18 protein-coding genes are annotated in these 18,743 nt (G+C 43.8%); 10 read left to right on the top strand and 8 right to left on the bottom strand.

What is annotated here, in order from left to right:
- The first annotated feature begins 240 nt into the window (after nt 1-240).
- The 6 genes from AC1DU2_RS16140 to AC1DU2_RS16115 all read left to right on the top strand — a co-directional run bounded on the left by AC1DU2_RS16140 (nt 241) and on the right by AC1DU2_RS16115 (nt 6,534).
- Nucleotides 241-1,716: a DUF5687 family protein gene (locus AC1DU2_RS16140; RefSeq protein WP_477385302.1), complete on the top strand. Its 1,476-nt coding sequence runs from the start codon at nt 241-243 to the stop codon at nt 1,714-1,716.
- A 2-nt stretch (nt 1,717-1,718) separates the two neighbouring features.
- The gene (locus tag AC1DU2_RS16135; RefSeq protein WP_477385301.1) at nt 1,719-2,447 is read left to right on the top strand and encodes an ABC transporter ATP-binding protein; all 729 of its coding nucleotides are present in this window, start codon (nt 1,719-1,721) and stop codon (nt 2,445-2,447) included.
- 22 nt (nt 2,448-2,469) lie between these two features.
- Nucleotides 2,470-3,054 carry a Crp/Fnr family transcriptional regulator gene (locus AC1DU2_RS16130; protein WP_477385300.1) on the top strand — a complete coding sequence of 195 codons (585 nt, stop codon included), beginning with the start codon at nt 2,470-2,472 and terminating at the stop codon, nt 3,052-3,054.
- A 151-nt stretch (nt 3,055-3,205) separates the two neighbouring features.
- Nucleotides 3,206-3,922: a pirin family protein gene (locus AC1DU2_RS16125; protein WP_477385299.1), complete on the top strand. Its 717-nt coding sequence runs from the start codon at nt 3,206-3,208 to the stop codon at nt 3,920-3,922.
- 141 nt (nt 3,923-4,063) lie between these two features.
- Nucleotides 4,064-4,363, top strand: coding sequence for a hypothetical protein (locus tag AC1DU2_RS16120; protein ID WP_477358715.1), 300 nt, complete (start codon nt 4,064-4,066; stop codon nt 4,361-4,363).
- A 320-nt stretch (nt 4,364-4,683) separates the two neighbouring features.
- Nucleotides 4,684-6,534, top strand: a complete 1,851-nt coding sequence (locus AC1DU2_RS16115) for a DNA topoisomerase 3 (protein WP_477385298.1) — start codon at nt 4,684-4,686, stop codon at nt 6,532-6,534.
- 517 nt (nt 6,535-7,051) lie between these two features.
- Here the strand turns inward: AC1DU2_RS16115 and AC1DU2_RS16110 are convergent.
- Complete coding sequence (locus AC1DU2_RS16110; protein WP_477385297.1) at nt 7,052-7,921, bottom strand: LysR family transcriptional regulator; 870 nt, start codon at nt 7,919-7,921, stop codon at nt 7,052-7,054.
- Nucleotides 7,922-8,055: 134 nt separating this feature from the next.
- Here AC1DU2_RS16110 and AC1DU2_RS16105 point away from each other — a divergent pair, with 134 nt between their 5' ends.
- Both AC1DU2_RS16105 and AC1DU2_RS16100 read left to right on the top strand, forming a co-directional pair.
- Nucleotides 8,056-9,423, top strand: coding sequence for an MATE family efflux transporter (locus AC1DU2_RS16105; protein WP_477385296.1), 1,368 nt, complete (start codon nt 8,056-8,058; stop codon nt 9,421-9,423).
- A 10-nt stretch (nt 9,424-9,433) separates the two neighbouring features.
- The gene (locus tag AC1DU2_RS16100) at nt 9,434-9,979 is read left to right on the top strand and encodes a GNAT family N-acetyltransferase (RefSeq protein WP_477385295.1); all 546 of its coding nucleotides are present in this window, start codon (nt 9,434-9,436) and stop codon (nt 9,977-9,979) included.
- 302 nt (nt 9,980-10,281) lie between these two features.
- Here the strand turns inward: AC1DU2_RS16100 and AC1DU2_RS16095 are convergent, their stop codons facing one another.
- The 5 genes from AC1DU2_RS16095 to AC1DU2_RS16075 are packed head-to-tail and all read right to left on the bottom strand — an operon-like array spanning nt 10,282 to nt 15,200.
- Nucleotides 10,282-11,304: an asparaginase gene (locus AC1DU2_RS16095; RefSeq protein ID WP_477358733.1), complete on the bottom strand. Its 1,023-nt coding sequence runs from the start codon at nt 11,302-11,304 to the stop codon at nt 10,282-10,284.
- Between the two features lie 36 nt (nt 11,305-11,340).
- Nucleotides 11,341-12,108, bottom strand: a complete 768-nt coding sequence (locus AC1DU2_RS16090) for a TatD family hydrolase (protein ID WP_477385294.1) — start codon at nt 12,106-12,108, stop codon at nt 11,341-11,343.
- A 47-nt stretch (nt 12,109-12,155) separates the two neighbouring features.
- A complete protein-coding gene (locus AC1DU2_RS16085; RefSeq protein ID WP_477385293.1) occupies nt 12,156-13,136 on the bottom strand; it encodes an FKBP-type peptidyl-prolyl cis-trans isomerase in 981 nt (326 codons plus the stop codon).
- Nucleotides 13,137-13,192: 56 nt separating this feature from the next.
- Nucleotides 13,193-14,188 (bottom strand): FKBP-type peptidyl-prolyl cis-trans isomerase, encoded by a 996-nt coding sequence (locus tag AC1DU2_RS16080; RefSeq protein WP_477358743.1) that lies wholly within the window; start codon nt 14,186-14,188, stop codon nt 13,193-13,195.
- A 1-nt stretch (nt 14,189) separates the two neighbouring features.
- A complete protein-coding gene (locus AC1DU2_RS16075; protein ID WP_477385292.1) occupies nt 14,190-15,200 on the bottom strand; it encodes a DHH family phosphoesterase in 1,011 nt (336 codons plus the stop codon).
- A gap of 202 nt (nt 15,201-15,402) precedes the next feature.
- On the opposite strand from AC1DU2_RS16075, the gene AC1DU2_RS16070 reads away from it, so the two are divergent.
- A complete protein-coding gene (locus tag AC1DU2_RS16070) occupies nt 15,403-15,822 on the top strand; it encodes a nucleoside-diphosphate kinase (protein WP_477358749.1) in 420 nt (139 codons plus the stop codon).
- Between the two features lie 453 nt (nt 15,823-16,275).
- Here the strand turns inward: AC1DU2_RS16070 and AC1DU2_RS16065 are convergent, their stop codons facing one another.
- Complete coding sequence (locus tag AC1DU2_RS16065; protein ID WP_477358752.1) at nt 16,276-16,566, bottom strand: DciA family protein; 291 nt, start codon at nt 16,564-16,566, stop codon at nt 16,276-16,278.
- A complete protein-coding gene (gene recF, locus AC1DU2_RS16060; protein ID WP_477358756.1) occupies nt 16,559-17,659 on the bottom strand; it encodes a DNA replication/repair protein RecF in 1,101 nt (366 codons plus the stop codon). The genes AC1DU2_RS16065 and recF overlap by 8 nt, the downstream gene beginning before the upstream one ends.
- Before the next feature lie 247 nt (nt 17,660-17,906).
- On the opposite strand from recF, the gene AC1DU2_RS16055 reads away from it, so the two are divergent.
- A complete protein-coding gene (locus AC1DU2_RS16055) occupies nt 17,907-18,719 on the top strand; it encodes a DUF3108 domain-containing protein (protein WP_477385291.1) in 813 nt (270 codons plus the stop codon).
- Nucleotides 18,720-18,743 lie beyond the last annotated feature (24 nt).

The following is an 18,743-nucleotide window of genomic DNA, read 5'->3' as shown; positions in this document are numbered from 1 at the left end:
AAAACCTAAACTTTATTTTTATATACCATATACCGTTTTGGTATATGGTATAATATTTATTATGTTTGCATAGTAAATTTAAATGTTATGAGCCGTGAACTAACAGATTTTTCAAAACAGGTAGACGAGCAGTTCGATATTGAGTTTAATCCATTAACAGATATTATAAGCTATTTAATGGGTTTATTTCTTTAATGTTGCTACTTTTAAGTCTTGATTCTAAATCTTGACTCTATTTCTATGGTTACATCCTTTATCGGTCATGAATTAAAAGCCTTCTGGCGATCAAAAAATACAGGAAAAAGTATTGCCATCCGGGTGGTAATGGGCTTACTAATCCTTTACCTGTTTTTGAATGTGCTTGTGGTAGGCATATTTTTAGATAAAATGCTGGAGGGCATGTTCCCGGATGAGGATCTTGTGAAAGCCTTTTGCGGCATCATTCTTATTTACTTCCTGTTTGATTTGCTCATGCGGCTACAGTTGCAGGAGTTACCTACCTTGCGGGTGCAGCCCTATTTGCACCTGCCGGTAAAAAGGAACGCGCTGGTGCGCTACCTGGCCTTAACCGCGGCGTTGTCAATTTTTAATTTATGGCCTTTTGTACTGTTTTTGCCCTTTATATTCAAAGTGGTAGGTCCCGATTCGGGTGCATTGGTAAGCTTTGCCTTTGTTGTTGCTATTGCAGGGCTTACTGTATTTAACAATTACCTGGCGCTTTATATCAAGCGGAAATCAAACCTTAACGGCTGGGTGTTTTTGATTGCCGCTACCGTGTTAATATTGATTATTACCTGCGATTTCAGGTGGCATCTGTTCTCTACCAGGGATATCTCTTACGCCTTCTTCGGTCACCTGATTACCATGCCGGTACTGGCTTTGCTGCCATTTGTGCTGGCTGTGGTTATGTATTATTTAAACTTCTACTATCTTAAACAAAACCTTTACCTGGAAGAGCTTACCGCTCATAAAAAGGTATCATACAAAAGCAGCACCGATATACCGCTCCTTTCGCGCTTTGGGCAGGTTGGCGATTTGGTTGCCAACGAAATTAAGCTCATCCTGCGTAACAAACGGCCGCGGTCGGCCCTCATCATGGGGTTGTTTTTTATGTTTTACGGTTTGATTTTTTACACCAACAAACATTATGGGGAAAGTTGGTACCTGTTTGTTGGTATGTTTATGACGGGTATTTTTATCATTAATTATGGCCAGTTTATGTTTAGCTGGCAGGCATCGCATTTTGATGGTATACTGGTGAGCAAAATTAGCTTTACCGATTTTTTAAAAGCCAAGTATTTGCTTTTTACCCTGGTGTCAACCGTAGCCTTTTTTCTCACTACGCCATACGTTTACTTCGGGTGGACTATACTGCTGGTGCATTTTGTGATGTATTTGTGGAACATTGGGGTTAACACAACTATCGTGTTGTTTTTTGCTAACCGTAATGCCAAACGCATTGATCTTTCAAAAGGGGCATCGTTTAACTGGGAAGGGGTGGGGGCCACCCAGATGCTGCTATCGTTCCCGCTTATTTTAACACCATATATTATTTACATGCCTTTCGCGCTGTTTAAGCATGCCAATGTTGGCCTGGTTGTATTAGGTATTACAGGTGCGATATTCATTTTGACCCGTAACTTCTGGATCAAAAAACTTGGAGAGGATTTTGAACAAAAAAGATATACAATAGCCGAAGGCTTCAGAAATAAATAACAATGATTGAAATAAAAAGTCTGAAAAAGATATATAATGGCGTAACGGTAGTTGATGTACCGCACTTAATAATTAACAAAGGTGAAAGCGTTGGCCTGGTGGGCAATAACGGCGCAGGCAAAACCACACTGTTCCGAATGATACTTGATCTCATCCGGCCCGAAACAGGCGAAGTATCATCCAACGGTGAAGTTGTGGCCGGGCATGAAAACTGGAAAAACTACACCGCATCATACCTTGACGAAGGTTTCCTGATAGATTACCTTACCCCCGAAGAATACCTGTACTTTATAGGCGGCTTGCACCAGCAAAGTAAAGCCACCGTTGATGAAACCCTGGTAAAGCTATCTGATTTTTTTAACGGCGAGATCCTGAAAAAAGGCAAATACATCCGCGATTTATCCAAAGGCAACCAATGCAAGGTAGGTGTTGCATCCTGTGTGCTTCAAAAACCAGAATTGCTGATGCTGGACGAGCCCTTTGCCAACATAGATCCCAGTACCCAGTTCAGGCTGAAAAACATGCTGAAGGAGCTTAATAGAAGCCAAAACGTAACTAATATTGTATCCAGCCACGATCTTAACCACATCACCGATGTGTGCGACCGTATCCTGCTGATGGAAAAGGGCGTGATCATCAAAGACATCGCCACCAATTCATCAACCCTTAAAGAATTGGAAAATTATTTTGGTGTAGGCCAGGAAGCAGAGGAACAGACTAAGGATATTTAGAGGGCCTTTTTTACCTTTGCGCATGTCATTTACCCTTATACTAAACAACATCGCTAAACATATTCATTTAACCACGGATGAGCAGACCATTTTTACCGGTATGCTGCGGCCGCAAACCATAAAGCGCAAGCAATTTTGGTTGAGCGATGGCGATATATGCAAACACTCGGCCTTTGTAACCAGCGGGTGCCTGCGTGGCTTTACAGTTGATAAAAATGGCATTGAGCATGTGCTGAGCTTTGCCCCGGTAGATTGGTGGATGGCCGATATGTACAGCCTGATAAGCCAGAAGCCCGGCATGCTAAATGTAGAGGCGCTGGAAGATACGGAGGTACTGTTATTGAGTAAAATTAACCAGGAAGCATTATATAAACAGATACCCAAGTTTGAGCACTTTTTCCGGGTATTGGTCGAGAATTCGCTGGTTGCAAGTCAGCAGCGGCTTATAGACGGCTTAAGCCTAACAGCGGAAGATCGCTACAACAATTTTTGCAAACGATATCCCACACTGATTTATACCCTGCCCCAAAAGCAAATAGCCTCATACATCGGCGTTACGCCGGAGTTTTTTAGCAGGATGAGGAAAAAGGTTGTACGTCATACGTAATACGTTTTACGTATAAGGCTTTACAAGTTATACGTATCACTTAAAACGTACCACGTATAACCTAATCCACATGCAAATTCTTGACCTACATCAACTTCCCCTTGCCAATCCCGCTGTACCTTTACATCAACAAAACAGAGGAAACAACATCATGGCACAAACCATTTTACATAAAGCCGAAACAAGGGGGCACGCCAACCACGGCTGGCTGAACAGTTACCATTCTTTCAGCTTTGGCAGTTATTACAACCCCGAAAAAATGAACTTTGGCGCGTTGCGCGTTTTAAACGACGATACTGTTGATGCGGGTATGGGCTTTGGCAAACATCCGCATGATAACATGGAGATCATCAGCATACCATTGGAGGGCAACCTTGAGCACGAAGACAGCATGAATAACGTGGCCGTTATCAAAAATGGCGACATCCAGGCTATGAGTGCCGGTACCGGTATTTACCATAGCGAGTATAACCAGGACCCAAACAAACGGGTAAAATTCCTGCAGATCTGGATTTATCCTAACCAGCGTAACGTGGAGCCCCGGTATGACCAGCTTACCCTGAACCTTGATGATCGCCACAATAAACTGCAACAGGTACTATCACCCAACCCGGATGATGCCGGCGTATGGATTCACCAGGACGCATGGTTCAATTTGGGTAAATTTGATGCAGGCGTAAGTACTGATTATACTATCCACAAACCCGGCAACGGCGTATACGCATTTGTATTAAGCGGAGAAGTGCAGATTGACGGCCAGGCCGTTGGCTCCCGTGATGCATTGGGCATTTGGGATACCGGAGCTTTTACCATCAGCGCAAGTACCGATGCGGAATTTTTACTGATGGAAGTGCCGATGAGCTTTTGATGTTTTGAGGATCGGGTTGCGAGGGGCGTGGTTCGGGTGAAAATAAATTTCAACTTCGAGCCTCGCATCCCAACACCCTAACCACGCAACACGAACCAAAATGGAAACACCTGAACCAAGCAACACGCAACACGAACCAAAATGGAAACAATACAAATTTTAGTCATCGGCCGTCACCCCGAAATATTGGCAACTGTAGTACGGCTGGTGAACAATAATCCGGCCTGGAATGCCACTGGTTGCCAAACCGACGATGAGGCTATCCAGGCTTTTGATGCGCAGGGTTTTACCCTGGTGCTTCTGGGTGGCGGCATCCCACCCGAATCAGAAAACCGGCTTAGCCAATACTTTCGTAATTGTAACCCCGATATCCGCATAGTACAGCACTATGGCGGCGGTAGCGGCTTACTTGCTGCAGAGATATACGAGGCGCTTGGTTAGTTCACTGGTTCACTTGTTTATTAGTTCATTGGTCTGGCGGGGGCTGGTTCATTGGTCTTTTCCGGTGGAGGCTTGATTTATAACGGCTTAGGATTAGTCCGCCCCTTCGTTGGTAATTAGTTTGCTTCGGAGGGCGCTTTAGTTTATATATTTGTTCCCCGGTTCTAAATTAATTTGTTGGCCGCCTCGTTCATAGTACTATTTGCAAACAAAGCAAGCTGTGTTATATGGAAGCGATGAGTATCAAACTATTCACTAATAAACTAATGAACCAGTGAACTAATGAACTGGTGAATGAACCAGTGAACTAATGAACCAACATGAAAGTTATTATAGCCGAAAAGCCATCCGTTGCCCGCGAAATTGCCAAAGTATTTGGCGCTACCACCAAAAAAGACGGCTATATGGAGGGTAAGGGTTATACTTTTACCTGGGCATTTGGCCATTTGTTACAACTGGCAGCGCCGCAGGAATATGGCTATTACGGCTGGAGCGTTCAAAACCTGCCCATGCTGCCGCCCAAGTTTAAGCTCTCTATCCGTAAGGTAAAATCAAAGGATGGGATGATTGACGACCCATCTGTTAAAAAGCAACTGGATATTATCAAAAGCCTGTTTGATGAAGCTACCGAAATTATTGTAGCTACGGATGCCGGGCGCGAGGGTGAGCTCATCTTTCGCTATATCTATTACTATCTTAAATGCAAAAAACCTTTTAAAAGGCTCTGGATCTCGTCGCAAACGGATGCGGCTATTAAAGAAGGCTTCCGTAACCTGAAACCGGGCAGCGATTACGATACGCTGTTCAATTCGGCGCATTGCCGCTCGCAGTCGGATTGGTTGGTGGGGATGAATGCCACGCAGGCCTTAAGCCTGTCGTCGGGCAATAGGGGGGTGCTGTCGTTAGGCAGGGTGCAAACGCCTACGCTGGCCATGATTTGTTCGCGCTACCTGGATAATAAAAATTTTGTGCCGCAACTTTATTACCAGGTAAGCATCCAGCCCGATAAGGACGGGCAGGTGTTTAAAGCCATCTCGGTAAATAACTTTAAAACCAAAGAAGAAGCGCAGGTTATTTTTGATAAGGTTGAAGATGTGGCATCGGGTTTTCCGCAGGGTGCCCATATTGTTAATGTAGAGGCCAAGCCCCGTAAAGAACCACCACCCTTACTGCACGACCTGAGCAGCCTGCAGCAGGAGGCCAACAAGCGCAAAGGCTTTACAGCCGATCAAACCCTTAACATATTGCAAAACCTGTACGAGGGCAAGCTGGTAACCTACCCGCGTACCGGCAGCCGTTATATTGGCGATGATGTATTTGCAGGCGTGCCTGATTTGATTGAAAAACTAAAGGAGCACCCCGACTTTGGTAAACAGGCCACCCTATTATCTGGGGCTAAGCTGAGCAAGCGTAGTGTAAACGCCAAAAAGGTAACCGATCACCATGCCATATTAACCACCGGCGAGCCTCCTTACCAGCTAACGCCCGATAAACAGGCTGTTTACGATATGGTTGCCGGCCGCATGCTGGAAGCTTTTCACCAGGATTGTATTAAGGAGATCACCAGGATCACTATCGAATCGGGTTCATTGTTTATGGCCAGCGGTACCGTTATACAAACGCCTGGCTGGCGCGCCGTGTTTAACGATACCGACGACGAAAAGAAGGACGAGGAAAACCCAACCCTGCCCAAAGTACAACAGGGCGAAACGCTGCCTATTACAGATAAGGCTTTGTTAGAGAAACAAACCAAACCCAAATCCCTGTATAATGAAGCCAGCCTGCTTAAAGCTCTGGAAACGGCCGGAAAAGAGATTGACGACGAAGAGTTGCGTTACGCCATGAAGGATAGTGGCCTGGGCACCCCGGCTACCCGTGCCTCCATTATCGAAACATTATTAAAACGTAATTACATCCTGCGCGAAAAAAAGAACCTGGTACCCACTCCAACCGGGCTGGCGGTATACCAGGTGGTAAAAAATCAGCAAATAGCCCAGGCCGAACTGACAGGTAACTGGGAAAAACGCCTGGAAGAAATCCGTACCGGTGCATCTGTTGCCGATTTTCAGGAAGAGATTAAAACCTATACCCGCGCCATTACCCAGGAGTTATTGCGGGAAGGTAAGGCATTGAAGATTGAGCAGGTGGCAGTGGCAGCCTCATTAAGTTAGAAGGCCGGGTTTGATTAAAAATCCGAATAATGATTTGCGAACTTTCTGTTGGGCCAGGTCAAACGCATCTAACTGGGTTAACATAACTTAACACATTTCAGATAAAAAATTTATAAATACTTTATAATCAATATTTTATATTTTATCATGGTTAACGCCGAACTGATAGTTGTTGGCCATGAATTTCGGCGGGTATCCTTCGTACCTACCCATGACATGTTTTCTTTTCGAGATGCGCCGGCCTGTCACCCTGAGCCTGTCGAAGGGGCGCGCGGAGAGGACTTTGCCCGCTATGGTTCGACAAGCTCACCATGACAGCCTTTTTTACGATGTCATTTCCCCCTTCAGAATTTCGCGAAATTTTCTAACTCAGGATGACAGGGAAATTGGATATGTCATACTGAGTTGTAAAATCCGGAAACTATGAAGTGAAAAATGACAAAAGAAAATGTTGATAGTACATGCTAATGGCCGGCAACAGCATAATGTTTTTTTAATTTGAACCTCATTCTCCGTCCTAAGCTAACCCCTCAACCATTCTTAAAATATTTTTCAATATAGGGCTGTGGTCATCCGTTCGCCAGTGTACAAACAGGTTGCTTTCAAAAGGAAGTTCAATAAAACGGATGCCCTGGTAGCCTTGATTGGCATAAGAGTAAGGCATTATGCTGATGCCAAATTGCCTGGTGATAAGCGAAATGATGGTTGACCCAAAATCGGATGTATAGGAAGACTCGGGCGATATGCCGTAGTGTTCAAACACCTGGTTGGTAAGCTGGCTGTAGCTGCTGCTGCTGTTGGAACGGGGCATAATAAACTTTTGCGTTTGTAATGATTCGGCGGTAATATCGGCCAGTTCCCTGAACGCATGATCCTGGGGCAATACCAGGGCCAGGTGATCTGTTTGTACTTTCATCGTGCTGATATTATCCAGCCGGTTTATATCGCGGCTAAATTTGAGATCGATTTTGTATTTGGTTAAAAATTCCTGTTCGTCTTCATAAGCCAGCTGTATCATTTCAATCTTCAGTTCGGGATAGCGGATGGAGATATCAAGTATCAGTTGCGGGAGGGTAGAAAACGAAATAGAATCCGGATGCGCTATCCTGATAGATCCGGTTTCGCCGAGTTCGATTTTTTTGGCAAACTGGTGGATAAAATTAAACTCATCTACAATACCGGCCCATTTGGTTTTCAGGAATTCGCCGGCGGGGGTTAGCTTAACACTGCGCTTGGTACGCTCAAATAACTGCACATTTAACTCATCCTCCAACGATTTAATTTGCCTGCTTAATGCCGATTGGGTAATGTTTTGTTTGGCCGATGTATTCCAAAAATGAAGCTCATCGGCAAGGGCCAAAAAGTTTTTTATCTGCTGTAAATCCATAATTATTAATGCGTAAAAATCATTAATTAATCTAAAATAAGCATTTTTTAGCATTTATACATCAGTTACTTTTACAGCAAATAAAAATCCGCTTGATCTTTTTTAAAAAATATAAAACCCATTACAGCGCTACTATGCGTTTGGCTTACCCGGTAATGATATCGCAGGTGGGGCATCCGTTGGTGGGCTTTTCGGCATCCATTATATTGGGCCACTTTGCCGGTACGGTACCGCTTGCAGCGCTGGCTATTGCCAATGGGTTTTTCAACCTGATGCTTATTATTGCAATCGGCATATCCTATGGTATAACCCCGCTGGTTGCACGCGAAAACGGGGCAGGTAACTACCGGGAATGTGGCCGGCTATTGTCGCACAGCGTTATAGTTAATATCCTGACGGGGCTAATGCTGTTAATTATCACCTGGCTTGGCGGGCAATACTTAATAGCGCATATTGGTTTAGATACGGCTGTGGTGGCGCAGGCCAAACCTTTGTTGGTATTGTTAGGATTATCTATTATCCCTTTGATGTTGTTTTTATCATTTAAGCAGTTTGCCGAAGGTTTGGGTTTTACCAGGCTGGCTATGCAGGTAAGCATTTGGGGTAATGTTATCAATATTGTAGTTGGTGTTATATTGGTAAAAGGCTTGTTTGGGATGCCGGCCATGGGCGCCAAAAGCATAGGTTACAGCGCCATTATCGATAGGGGGCTGATGGCTGTTGTTATGGCTACATTTGTGCTTAAAAAACAGCGGTTCAACAAATTTCTGCAAGGCTGCCACCCTTTTCAGTTTAATGCAGGGCGGTTCAAAAAAATAATGGGTACCAGCGTTCCCATTGTGTTGCAAAACATTTTCGAGATAAGCGCATTCAGCGCGGCGGTTTTTATAGTAGGTATAATTGGGGCCAGGCAGCTGGCAGCATACCAGATAGCCATGAACTATCTATCGTTTATCTATTACGCGGTCAACGGTATTGGCACTGCGGCGGCCATTCAAACAGGTTACTTTTTGGGGCAGGCAAAGTTTCATTTACTGCGGGCATCGGCATTGGCAAGCTATCACCTCACCGTGGTATTCCACCTGGTTACCGGGGTGCTGTTGTTGGTGCTAAAGGGCGTTTTGCCTAAAGTTATCTCGGTTGATCCGCAGGTGGTGAGTATGGTGGGCAACCTGTTTGTTATAGCTGCCGGATTAGAGGTTTTCGACGGCCTGCAGGTGGTGAGCCTGGGCATATTACGGGGCCTGGGCGATTTAAAATACCCGGTATTAATTAACCTGGCTGCTTACTGGGGCGTTGCCCTGCCGGTGGCTTTTTTACTGGGCCTGCATACCCCTATGGGCTTAACAGGCGTTTGGCTTGGGCTTTATAGTGGTCTGCTGGTAGCATCGGCACTGCTTTATCTGCGTTTCAGGTACCTGACTAACACGAAATGTGTTGCTAATAACTTACCGGCAGCGCAAGAGAATTTATTTAACAATGTAGTACAATTTGAATCTTAATAATATCATCATGACCGATACAATGACCCTGAACAGTGCCGGCATCCGGTTTATTAAAGTGGATATGCAAAACATCCAGGCTTTAAAAGCAATTGGCATCGAAACCTTTAACGAGGCCTTCGCACATTTGAATACGCCAGAAAATATGGAGGATTACCTAACCGCAGCCTTTGCCGATGAGAAATTGGCAGGTGAGGTTAATAACCCTCATTCGGAATTTTACATGGCACAGGTTGATGGTATTATAGTTGGTTACGTAAAAGTTAACCACGGGCCAGCACAAACCGACGTAAAGGATGATAATGCTTTAGAAGTAGAAAGGATTTATGTGCTGAAAGCTTTTCACGGCAAAAAGGTGGGCCAGTTACTTTTTGATAAGGCATTTGAGATTGCCGTGCAGATGAAGAAAACCTATATATGGCTTGGTGTTTGGGAGCATAACGCCAAAGCGCTGGCTTTTTATAAAAAGAATGGTTTTGAGGTGTTTGGTTCGCATCCTTTTTGGCTGGGCGATGATTTGCAAACTGATTTGATGATGAAACGGTATTTGGATTGATGTGCAGGCTGCAAAATAGATGTTTTTGAGTCGGTATGAGCCGATAAGAGCCGATTGTGAGCCGAAAGTCAAAAGTCCAGATCAAAACTATTGTCATTTCGACGAATCAGGGGGGCACTGAGCGACTGCGTGAGGAGAAATCTTCGACGCGCGCAGTCCAACATGCTTATCTGAATGCGGGGCGTACAAGATTTCTCTTTCGCCCTCCCGCTCACGGCTCCCCAGCTCTATCGAAATGACATTTTTTTATAAAATAAGCCATTAAGCCGAGACCCGCACAAGAAATTGCGCATGCATTGTTACTACGATACCGTTATCTCGCCCCTTAAATCCGTTTCCATATAATGTTTTACCAGGGCCGGGTCGTCAAACTTGCCCAGCAGGTACATCATTTTGGTTACTGCCGATTCAAAGGTCATATCGTAACCGTTGGCTACACCCATGTCCTTAAGTTGCTTACTGGTTTCGTAACGGCCAAGTTCAACGGTGCCTACTTTACATTGCGAAATATCTACAATCACTTTGCCATCTTTAATGGCTTTTTCCAACAGGCTGATAAACCATGCGTCGGTTGTGGTATTGCCTGCCCCAAAAGTTTCCATTACAACGCCGCGTACATCAGCATTTAAAATGGCCTCAACCACTTTTGTACCTATGCCCGGGTAAAGTTTTAACACGCCTACGTCGCTTATAAGGTTGTTGTGGATGATGAGCTCCTCGTCATCCTGCGGGTGCCTGATATCGTTTACGCTGAATTTAAGGTGTACGCCACTCTCGGCCAGGATAGGGTAGTTTGGCGAGCGGAAGGCTTCGAACTTTGATGAATTATATTTAAACGCACGATTCCCCCGGAATAGTTTGTAATCAAAGTAGATACATACCTCGGGTACGCGGGCGCGGTCGTTTTTCTTGGCCTTGGCAATTTCTATAGCCGTCATCAGGTTTTCCTTGGCATCAGTACGAATAGCGCTGATAGGCAATTGCGAGCCGGTAAAAATAACGGGTTTGCCCAAATTTTCGAGCATAAAACTTAATGCTGAGGCGGTATAAGCCATGGTATCTGAGCCGTGAAGGATCACAAAACCATCATTGTCATGATAATTGGATTCGATGAGGCCGGCCAGGTCGCTCCAGATGGCCGGGTTCATGTTTGATGAATCGATGATCTCGTCAAAAGAGTGTACTTTGATCCGGCAGTTCAGTTTCTCCAGCTCGGGCACATTATCCATTATTTGCTCAAAGTTGATAGGCTTGAGCACCTTAGTAACAGGATCGCTCATCATCCCTATGGTACCGCCGGTGTAAATGATCAGTATCTGGCTCATTAATTAGGTGTTATGCTGTATAAATCATTTCAATTACTATATACCAAATATCAGCCTGGAGTTTTCGGTTGTAACACGCGCAACCTCCTCCACACTGGTTTGGTGCAGGTCCGCCACTTTTTGGGCAATATAAATCAAGTACGAGCTTTCATTAGGTTTACCCCGGGACGGAACGGGCGTAAGGTACGGAGAATCTGTTTCTAAAACTATATGGTTTAAATCAATTTCGGCCACAACTTTGTCAAGCCCGGAATTTTTATAGGTAACAACGCCGCCTATACCCAGGTAAAATCCCAAATCAATCACCTGTTGGGCCTGCTCTACAGTGCCACCAAAACAATGGAATATGCCGCGTAATTTGTCATCATTTTCCTGCTGTAATACCTCATAAACCTCGTTATAAGCATCGCGGCAATGAATTACGATGGGCAGATCAAGACTTTTTGCCCAGTTAATCTGCTGTTTGAAGGCTTCAACCTGTTCGGTTAAAAAAGTTTTGTCCCAATACAGGTCGATGCCAATTTCGCCTATAGCGTAAATTGGATGTTGCCCTTGCGCCGCTTTAATGCTTGTCAGTTCCTGCTCCCAATCTGCCTTTACCGAGCATGGGTGAAGGCCCAGCATAGGGTAACATAAGCTGGGATACGCCCGTACCAGGTCATAAACCAGGGGCACCGATGCTGCATCTACATTAGGCAAAAACAGGCGGCTGATATCATTGTCGATACAACGCTGCACAAGGGCAGCGCGTTTACCGGGAATGGTTTCGTAGTATAAATGGGTATGGGTGTCTGTTAATACCATGTGCAAAAGTAAAAAGCCTCCCCGGTTTATCAGGAAGGCTTTCAAGCTTAATTTTTCTTTTTAGCTACGGTTGTTTTTTTCTTTACCGTGTGCTTAACGCCTGGCTTGGCAGCAACGGGTACATGTTTGCCTGGCTTTACCTTTACAATTTCAAGGTCGAACACCAGCGTTGCATAGGGCGGAATAGCGCCGTTACCCATACCCTGCTCGCCATAACCCAATTTTGATGGGATAATGAATTTGGCTTTTGATCCCTCGTGCAATAAAGCAAGGCCTTCTTCCCAGCCAGGTATTACGCCATGTGCGCCTAATACTACCGGGATAGGCTCATAGGGGCGGCCGGGCTGCTCAACACCCGCTGCTTTGGCGTTGGCCTGTACGCTGGTGTCAAACACCTGTCCGTTTAATAAATAGCCGGTATAATTAACCATTACCGTATCGCCATCCAACGGCTTGCGCAGGGCAGATGCCTTGGTTATAATATACTTTAAGCCTGATGCTGTTGTAACAGGGTTTAGTTTATTTGCTGTTAGGTAGGTATTGGTTTCAGCAGCTTCCTGTAGTTTCAACTTCTCAACGGCAGCGGTACGTTCGGCCATAGCTTCCTGTAACGATTGTACTTTGATTATTTTAAGGATAAAAACCAGCTTGCTGCCTTTAGGAAAAAACGGCGGACGCGCTTCTTCATGCCCTTTAAAAATAGAGTCGGTAGGTACCTTTACCATCGCACTGTCATTCAGGGTAAGCAGCGGGAAAATATCCATTAAATCGGCTACATTTTGCGATGGACGGATTTGCGCCGGCTGAGGCTTGCCTGTTTTAAATGAGCTGTATAAAACCGAATCCTTATCTGTCATCTGGATATAATTAAAATAAACGATGTCGTTCAGTTTGATTTTTTCACCGGTGTTATGCGTAAATATCTGGTATTGGGCGCCGGCTGGCGTGGTTTGCATACCGGTTTGTGCATGGGCAGTTAGCGTAGCTATGCCAAACAAAGCCGTTAGTAGATAAAAAATGTTTTTCATAAAAATAAAAAAAGCCTTCCTGACGCTTGTCGGGAAGGCTGTAAAAGCGTTATAAATTATCTTTGAGTAGGTTGTGACTGATCTGGCGCCTGTTGTTGCATTTGCATTTGCGGCATAACCGGTTTTGGCGCATTTGGATTAGGTTTCACAATTTCAACCATTTCCATTTCGAAAATAATTGGTGTGAATGGGCCGATAGGGCCAACGCCCTGATCTTTGTAGGCAATAGCCGAAGGGATAACCAAGGTGATTTTTGAACCTTTGTTCATCAATTGCAAACCTTCGTCCCAACCTGGTATAACTTTAGCCTGGCCAACCGGGATGCGTAGAGGTGCAAACGGACGCCCTGGTTCGATAGGTTGTTTTTCTTTTATGGCTACTTCTTTAACACTGGTTTCAAATATTTTACCATTTGGAAGTCTGCCTGTATAGTTAACAACAGCGGTATCGCCAACTGCCGGAGTTGGACCTGTACCTGGTGTAGTAATAACGTAGTTTAAGCCCGATGCGGTAGTTGTTACTTTAAGGTTATGATCGGCAATATATTTTTTGATTTTGCCTGGCTCCTGTGCTTTCATAGCTTCGGTAAGGGTTTTTAAGTAATCCTGAACCCTGCCACGGAAAACCTGCTCGGTAAGTGAACCTTTTGCCAATACTTTATTGATGTTAACCTGGAATATTAAAAATTTGCCTTTCAGGTTTGGCGGACGCTGCTGGCCACCTTTAAATATCGAATCGGTTGGTACTTTAAAAGTTGCGCTATCACCTTCGCCAAGCAATTCAAGGCCGGCATAAATATCACCTTTAGCCTGTGGTTTAGGCATTGGCATAATGATGATAGGGTGTCCCATGTCGTAAGTATTGCTCAATACCGAATCACCATCGGTTTTTACAATCATATTTACGCTCACAAAGTCGCCGTCTTTAATATGTGCACCGCCTTTAGATGTATGGATGTTATAAAGTAATCCAGCATCTCCTTTTTTAAAGCCTCCGTTGCAACTTGAAAATCCAATTGCAGCAATGGCCAGGAACATTAATTTTTGTTTCATTTTATTGATTTAATAGTTTTTTATATTCGGGTAATATGGTTTTGAATTGTTGTACAACCTGTTCAAGGGTATTACTTGAATGACCGCCGGCCGCATTGCGGTGACCGCCGCCATCAAAATATTTTTTGCAAATTTCGTTTGCCGGAAATTCGCCTTTTGACCGTAACGAAAGTTTTACCCTGTCGCTGCGTTCAACTATAAACGCGGCCAGTTTTATATCGGCCATTGATAATGCATAGTTTACAATGCCTTCGGTATCGCCGGTATCAACATCGTATTTATGCAAGTCGGTATTATTAACGGCAATAATTGCGGTATGGTATTCGGGCAGTACTTCAAGGCAATTGGCCAGGCAATGTCCTAAAAATCTTAACCGGTTTTCGGTTGCACTATTGTACACCAGTTCATGAATGCGCCAGTTAACGGCGCCCAGGTCAATTAAATCGGCAACAATGCGGTGTACAGTTGATGTGGTATTGGGCAGGCGGAACGATGCCGAATCGGTCATGATGCCAGTGTATAAACAGGTTGCCACATCGGCGTTAATCAATTCGCGATGGTGCAGCTCGTTAACAATAAAATCATAAATAAGTTGGGCCGTTGCACATGCATTAATGTTCCAGTGGCGGTAGTCATCAAAATCCTGTGGTTCCAGGTGATGATCTATCATGATTTTATAAGCCTTGCTTTCGCCTACCAAAACACCCATTTCATTGATGCGGCTTAGGGCATTAAAATCAAGGCAAAATATAAGCTCGGCATCGGCAATTAACGCCGCCGACTTTTCGGCCTGTTCGGTATATATGATAACGTCGCCATTACGGGGCAGCCAACTTAAAAAAGCAGGGTAATCTGTAGGGGCAATAACCGTGGCATGATGGCCTTGCTGTATCAAATAATTGTACAAACCCAATGACGAGCCCATAGCATCACCATCAGGTTTATGATGGGTAGTGATCACTATTTTTCTGGGGCTTGCTAAAAGTTCTGTAAGCGCGGCTAAATCTAACATCAATTTTAAAAAAGAGTTGCAAAGCTAAATAAATAAATTAAATACAAACCATCTATTTTAACACAAAAAGCTTTATCTTACAGATGTAAAAAGCTACTTTTGCGGCAAAAATTAAATATTAAGCAACCATTTGGCCACCGGGACAACAATAGGCGGCCCCTTGATGCGATTTCAATTACAACCCAAAAAACAATTAAGTATAATGACCACAAACAGAACATTTACCATGATTAAGCCAGATGCCGTTGCAAACGGACATATTGGTGCTATAATAGACAAGATAACCAAAAGCGGCTTTAAAATAATCGCTCTTAAATACACAGCTTTAAGCGCCGAAAAAGCCGGCCAATTTTATGAAGTGCATAAAGAACGCCCTTTTTATAATGCCCTGGTAACATTCATGTCGTCGGGACCAATAGTGGCTGCTATTTTGGAGAAAGATAACGCTATTGAAGATTTTCGTAAACTAATTGGTGCTACCGACCCTGCAAAGGCAGACGAAGGAACTATCCGTAACCTGTTTGCTAAGTCAATTGATGCAAATGCAGTTCATGGATCCGATTCGGACGAGAATGCAGCGATTGAAGGCAGTTTCTTTTTCTCGGCTTTCGAGAGGTTTTAATAATCAGGTATTTAGGGGTGTAAATACAACCGTTACATCCCTAAATAATTTTGGTGCGGCTTTTGTCTTATTAAATATAAATCTGTAGCTTTACAAAACTAGGTTGAATTTTTATTAACCTAAACTGTGCTGTAAACCGGGGGCAAAATCCCAATAATTCATTTGAATATGAAACTATTTTTGAAGGTTGTTATATATGCGCTAATTGTTGTATGTTTATGTACATGCACAATATTGCTTTATAAGAGCCACCCCGAAGTTCAATTAGCCTTTGTTATCCCCGGTTTGTTTATTTTAATATACTCTATGATTACTGATGATCTTGGCATCAGGCAGCATATCCGCTCACGTCAGCTTCGCATATCAAGAGAAAGATAGTATTCAATTTGCGGTATTGGTTTGATGCATTTATTACCCGATTTTCCCAATCAGGGTATTTTTTTGCAGGATAGTTTATAGGAATACAATCTCTTCAACTAAAATTCCTCTTGCTTCGGCATTTATTTTATCTATAATCTGGCTACGCATCAGCATCAATTCGTGTTTTATTACCGATGATTCAATCCGCAGGAACAATTTTTTATCGCGGATAAATAGTTCTTTGGTACGGTTTGCCACAGATTTACCCACCAGCTCGGGCCAGGCTGCTACCACGCCGGTTTCATCATACCTGCGTTTTATTTTGTATACATTAAGCATTTGCTCAATGGCTTCCTTTAATGATTTGTCGTTTGTTTTACGCATCAATAGCTCCTTTGCTCACATTAAATAATTTAACCTCCACCGCAATTTTATCAAATATTTCACTTACCCGCTTTACGCTGGTATCAGTAATAAATACTTGTCCAAAATCATTGTTGCTCACCATTTTCATTAGTTTGGTAACGCGTTCATCATCCAGCTTATCAAAAATATCATCCAATAGCAATAAGGGCTTAAACCCTTTTTGCTGGTATAAAAAAGTATACTGTGCCAGTTTAAGTGCTATTAAAAACGATTTTTGCTGCCCCTGCGACCCAAACTTTTTCATGGCCATGCCGTGGATGCCAAATTGAAGGTCGTCTTTGTGGATACCGGCGGTAGTACGTTCAAGGGCCCTGTCGCGCTCCACCGTTTTTTTCAGCAAACCGGCAAAATCATCCTGTAATAACTGCGATTCGTAAGCAAGTTCAACCAGTTCGGCATCGTTGCTTAAAAAACTGTAGTGTTTATTAAATATTTCGGTAAAGCCTTCCATAAAAGCCTTGCGGCGCTCAAATATGCGGTTGCCCGATTGCACCAGTTGCTCATCCATTACCTCCAGCAGGCTTGGATCATAACGGCCGGTATCAGCTATCAGCTTCAGCAGGGCGTTGCGGTTGGCCAGTACCTTGTTGTAGGTTATCAGCTCGTCAAGGTAATGGTTGTCTGTTTGCGATATTACATTATCAATAAACTTGCGGCGTTCCTCGCTTCCTTCGGTTATAATGCTGGTATCATAGGGCGATATCATGACCAATGGCAGCAAGCCAATATGATCGGCCAGGCGCTGGTAATCTTTTTTATTACGCTTAAACTGTTTTTTTTGGTTCCGTTTTACCGAGCAGGCTACGGCCTCGGTTTGTTGGTTTTTGTTAAAAACACCGGTTATGATAAAAAAATCGGAGCCTTGTTTTATCTGCTGACTATCTATCGGGTTAAAGTAACTTTTACAAAGCGACAGGTAATGTATAGCATCAAGCAAATTGGTTTTGCCTGCGCCATTATTACCCGTAAAGGCATTTACCCCCTTGCTGAAAACAAGTTCGGCTTCTTCGTAATTTTTAAAGTTGATAACTGATAGTTGCTGCAGATACATGGAGTTGTAAAGGTAAGGTTTTGCTATTGATTTGAAGATTTGAAAATTTGAGGATTTGAAAATGCTTGTTAATACTACACTACAATTTCCCGGATGACACATACAGCCTAACCGTTCATTGAACAAAAAGGCAAACACGTTAAAAATAAACCTGCAACCGTTGAAATGATTTTTATTGCCGGAACCCGAAATGCAGCTTTGATTAAATAAATAGAATTAACCACCCTTGCCGGCACAATAAATTACCATGAAAACCGAACATATAGTTGAAAAAATAGTAGCCATTACCGTTACTTTACTGCTACTGGCCGCGCATTGCCCCAGGGTAATGGCGCAAACAGATACTATCCGTTTAAAGGACAAACGACTCATTATAGCAAACCTTAAACCGGGGTTGCGGCAATACCTGGTGTACTTTCAAAATCTTAAGGACGATAGGCGTTTGCGCATGTCTGTCTGGCTGCGCGATGTAGAAAGCGGCAACCGTAATGGCGAGGAGATTGTTACCGTAACCCAGCATTGGTATTCAGCAGACAGCGCATCATACCGGTCGACATTCTCGGCAAACAGGGCGGCGGATTTTACGCCGGTTTATCATTCAGAAACCATTGGCACAAAAACCAAAGCATTTAATTGGGGGGCTACTACAATTGGCGGTGCCGATACCGTGAAAAATAACCTGGCGAAGGATTTTTTGCTAAACGTTAAAGAGCCCTATTTTAACTGGAACCTGGATATAGAAACTTTTGAAATGCTGCCCCTTGCAGCCGGCAAAATATTTGCCATCAATTTTTACGATGCGGTAAGCAACACCCCCGAATACGCAGTGTACAAAGTAACCGGCAGCGAAGAGCTGGCCACATTAGATAACGAAAAAGTTGATTGCTGGAAGCTGCTTACCGAAGCCGATTATAAGGGCCAGCGCTATAGCCAAACCTTTTGGATAAGCAAAAACAGCCATGAGTTTTTACGGGAGGAAGATTTTTTTAACGGCGGCTACCGCTATAAAATTAAACTGCCAGGCGCCGCGCCCGATGTGGTAAAGCGGTTTGGGAAGTAAGTAGCCGATTGGCCAACAATATCG

The sequence above is a fragment of the Mucilaginibacter sp. P4_C11 genome, assembly GCF_056402115.1.
Note: the sequence above shows the minus strand (reverse complement) of the source record. Positions and strands in the feature narration are given on the sequence as shown.

What these genes read in the sequence shown, in the direction of transcription:
- AC1DU2_RS16140 (WP_477385302.1), top strand. Translation starts at nt 241, where the DNA reads ATGGTTACATCCTTTATCGGTCATGAATTAAAAGCCTTCTGGCGATCA.
- AC1DU2_RS16135 (WP_477385301.1), top strand. Translation starts at nt 1,719, where the DNA reads ATGATTGAAATAAAAAGTCTGAAAAAGATATATAATGGCGTAACGGTA.
- AC1DU2_RS16130 (WP_477385300.1), top strand. Translation starts at nt 2,470, where the DNA reads ATGTCATTTACCCTTATACTAAACAACATCGCTAAACATATTCATTTA.
- AC1DU2_RS16125 (WP_477385299.1), top strand. Translation starts at nt 3,206, where the DNA reads ATGGCACAAACCATTTTACATAAAGCCGAAACAAGGGGGCACGCCAAC.
- AC1DU2_RS16120 (WP_477358715.1), top strand. Translation starts at nt 4,064, where the DNA reads ATGGAAACAATACAAATTTTAGTCATCGGCCGTCACCCCGAAATATTG.
- AC1DU2_RS16115 (WP_477385298.1), top strand. Translation starts at nt 4,684, where the DNA reads ATGAAAGTTATTATAGCCGAAAAGCCATCCGTTGCCCGCGAAATTGCC.
- AC1DU2_RS16110 (WP_477385297.1), bottom strand. Translation starts at nt 7,921, where the DNA reads ATGGATTTACAGCAGATAAAAAACTTTTTGGCCCTTGCCGATGAGCTT.
- AC1DU2_RS16105 (WP_477385296.1), top strand. Translation starts at nt 8,056, where the DNA reads ATGCGTTTGGCTTACCCGGTAATGATATCGCAGGTGGGGCATCCGTTG.
- AC1DU2_RS16100 (WP_477385295.1), top strand. Translation starts at nt 9,434, where the DNA reads ATGACCGATACAATGACCCTGAACAGTGCCGGCATCCGGTTTATTAAA.
- AC1DU2_RS16095 (WP_477358733.1), bottom strand. Translation starts at nt 11,304, where the DNA reads ATGAGCCAGATACTGATCATTTACACCGGCGGTACCATAGGGATGATG.
- AC1DU2_RS16090 (WP_477385294.1), bottom strand. Translation starts at nt 12,108, where the DNA reads ATGGTATTAACAGACACCCATACCCATTTATACTACGAAACCATTCCC.
- AC1DU2_RS16085 (WP_477385293.1), bottom strand. Translation starts at nt 13,136, where the DNA reads ATGAAAAACATTTTTTATCTACTAACGGCTTTGTTTGGCATAGCTACG.
- AC1DU2_RS16080 (WP_477358743.1), bottom strand. Translation starts at nt 14,188, where the DNA reads ATGAAACAAAAATTAATGTTCCTGGCCATTGCTGCAATTGGATTTTCA.
- AC1DU2_RS16075 (WP_477385292.1), bottom strand. Translation starts at nt 15,200, where the DNA reads ATGTTAGATTTAGCCGCGCTTACAGAACTTTTAGCAAGCCCCAGAAAA.
- AC1DU2_RS16070 (WP_477358749.1), top strand. Translation starts at nt 15,403, where the DNA reads ATGACCACAAACAGAACATTTACCATGATTAAGCCAGATGCCGTTGCA.
- AC1DU2_RS16065 (WP_477358752.1), bottom strand. Translation starts at nt 16,566, where the DNA reads ATGCGTAAAACAAACGACAAATCATTAAAGGAAGCCATTGAGCAAATG.
- recF (WP_477358756.1), bottom strand. Translation starts at nt 17,659, where the DNA reads ATGTATCTGCAGCAACTATCAGTTATCAACTTTAAAAATTACGAAGAA.
- AC1DU2_RS16055 (WP_477385291.1), top strand. Translation starts at nt 17,907, where the DNA reads ATGAAAACCGAACATATAGTTGAAAAAATAGTAGCCATTACCGTTACT.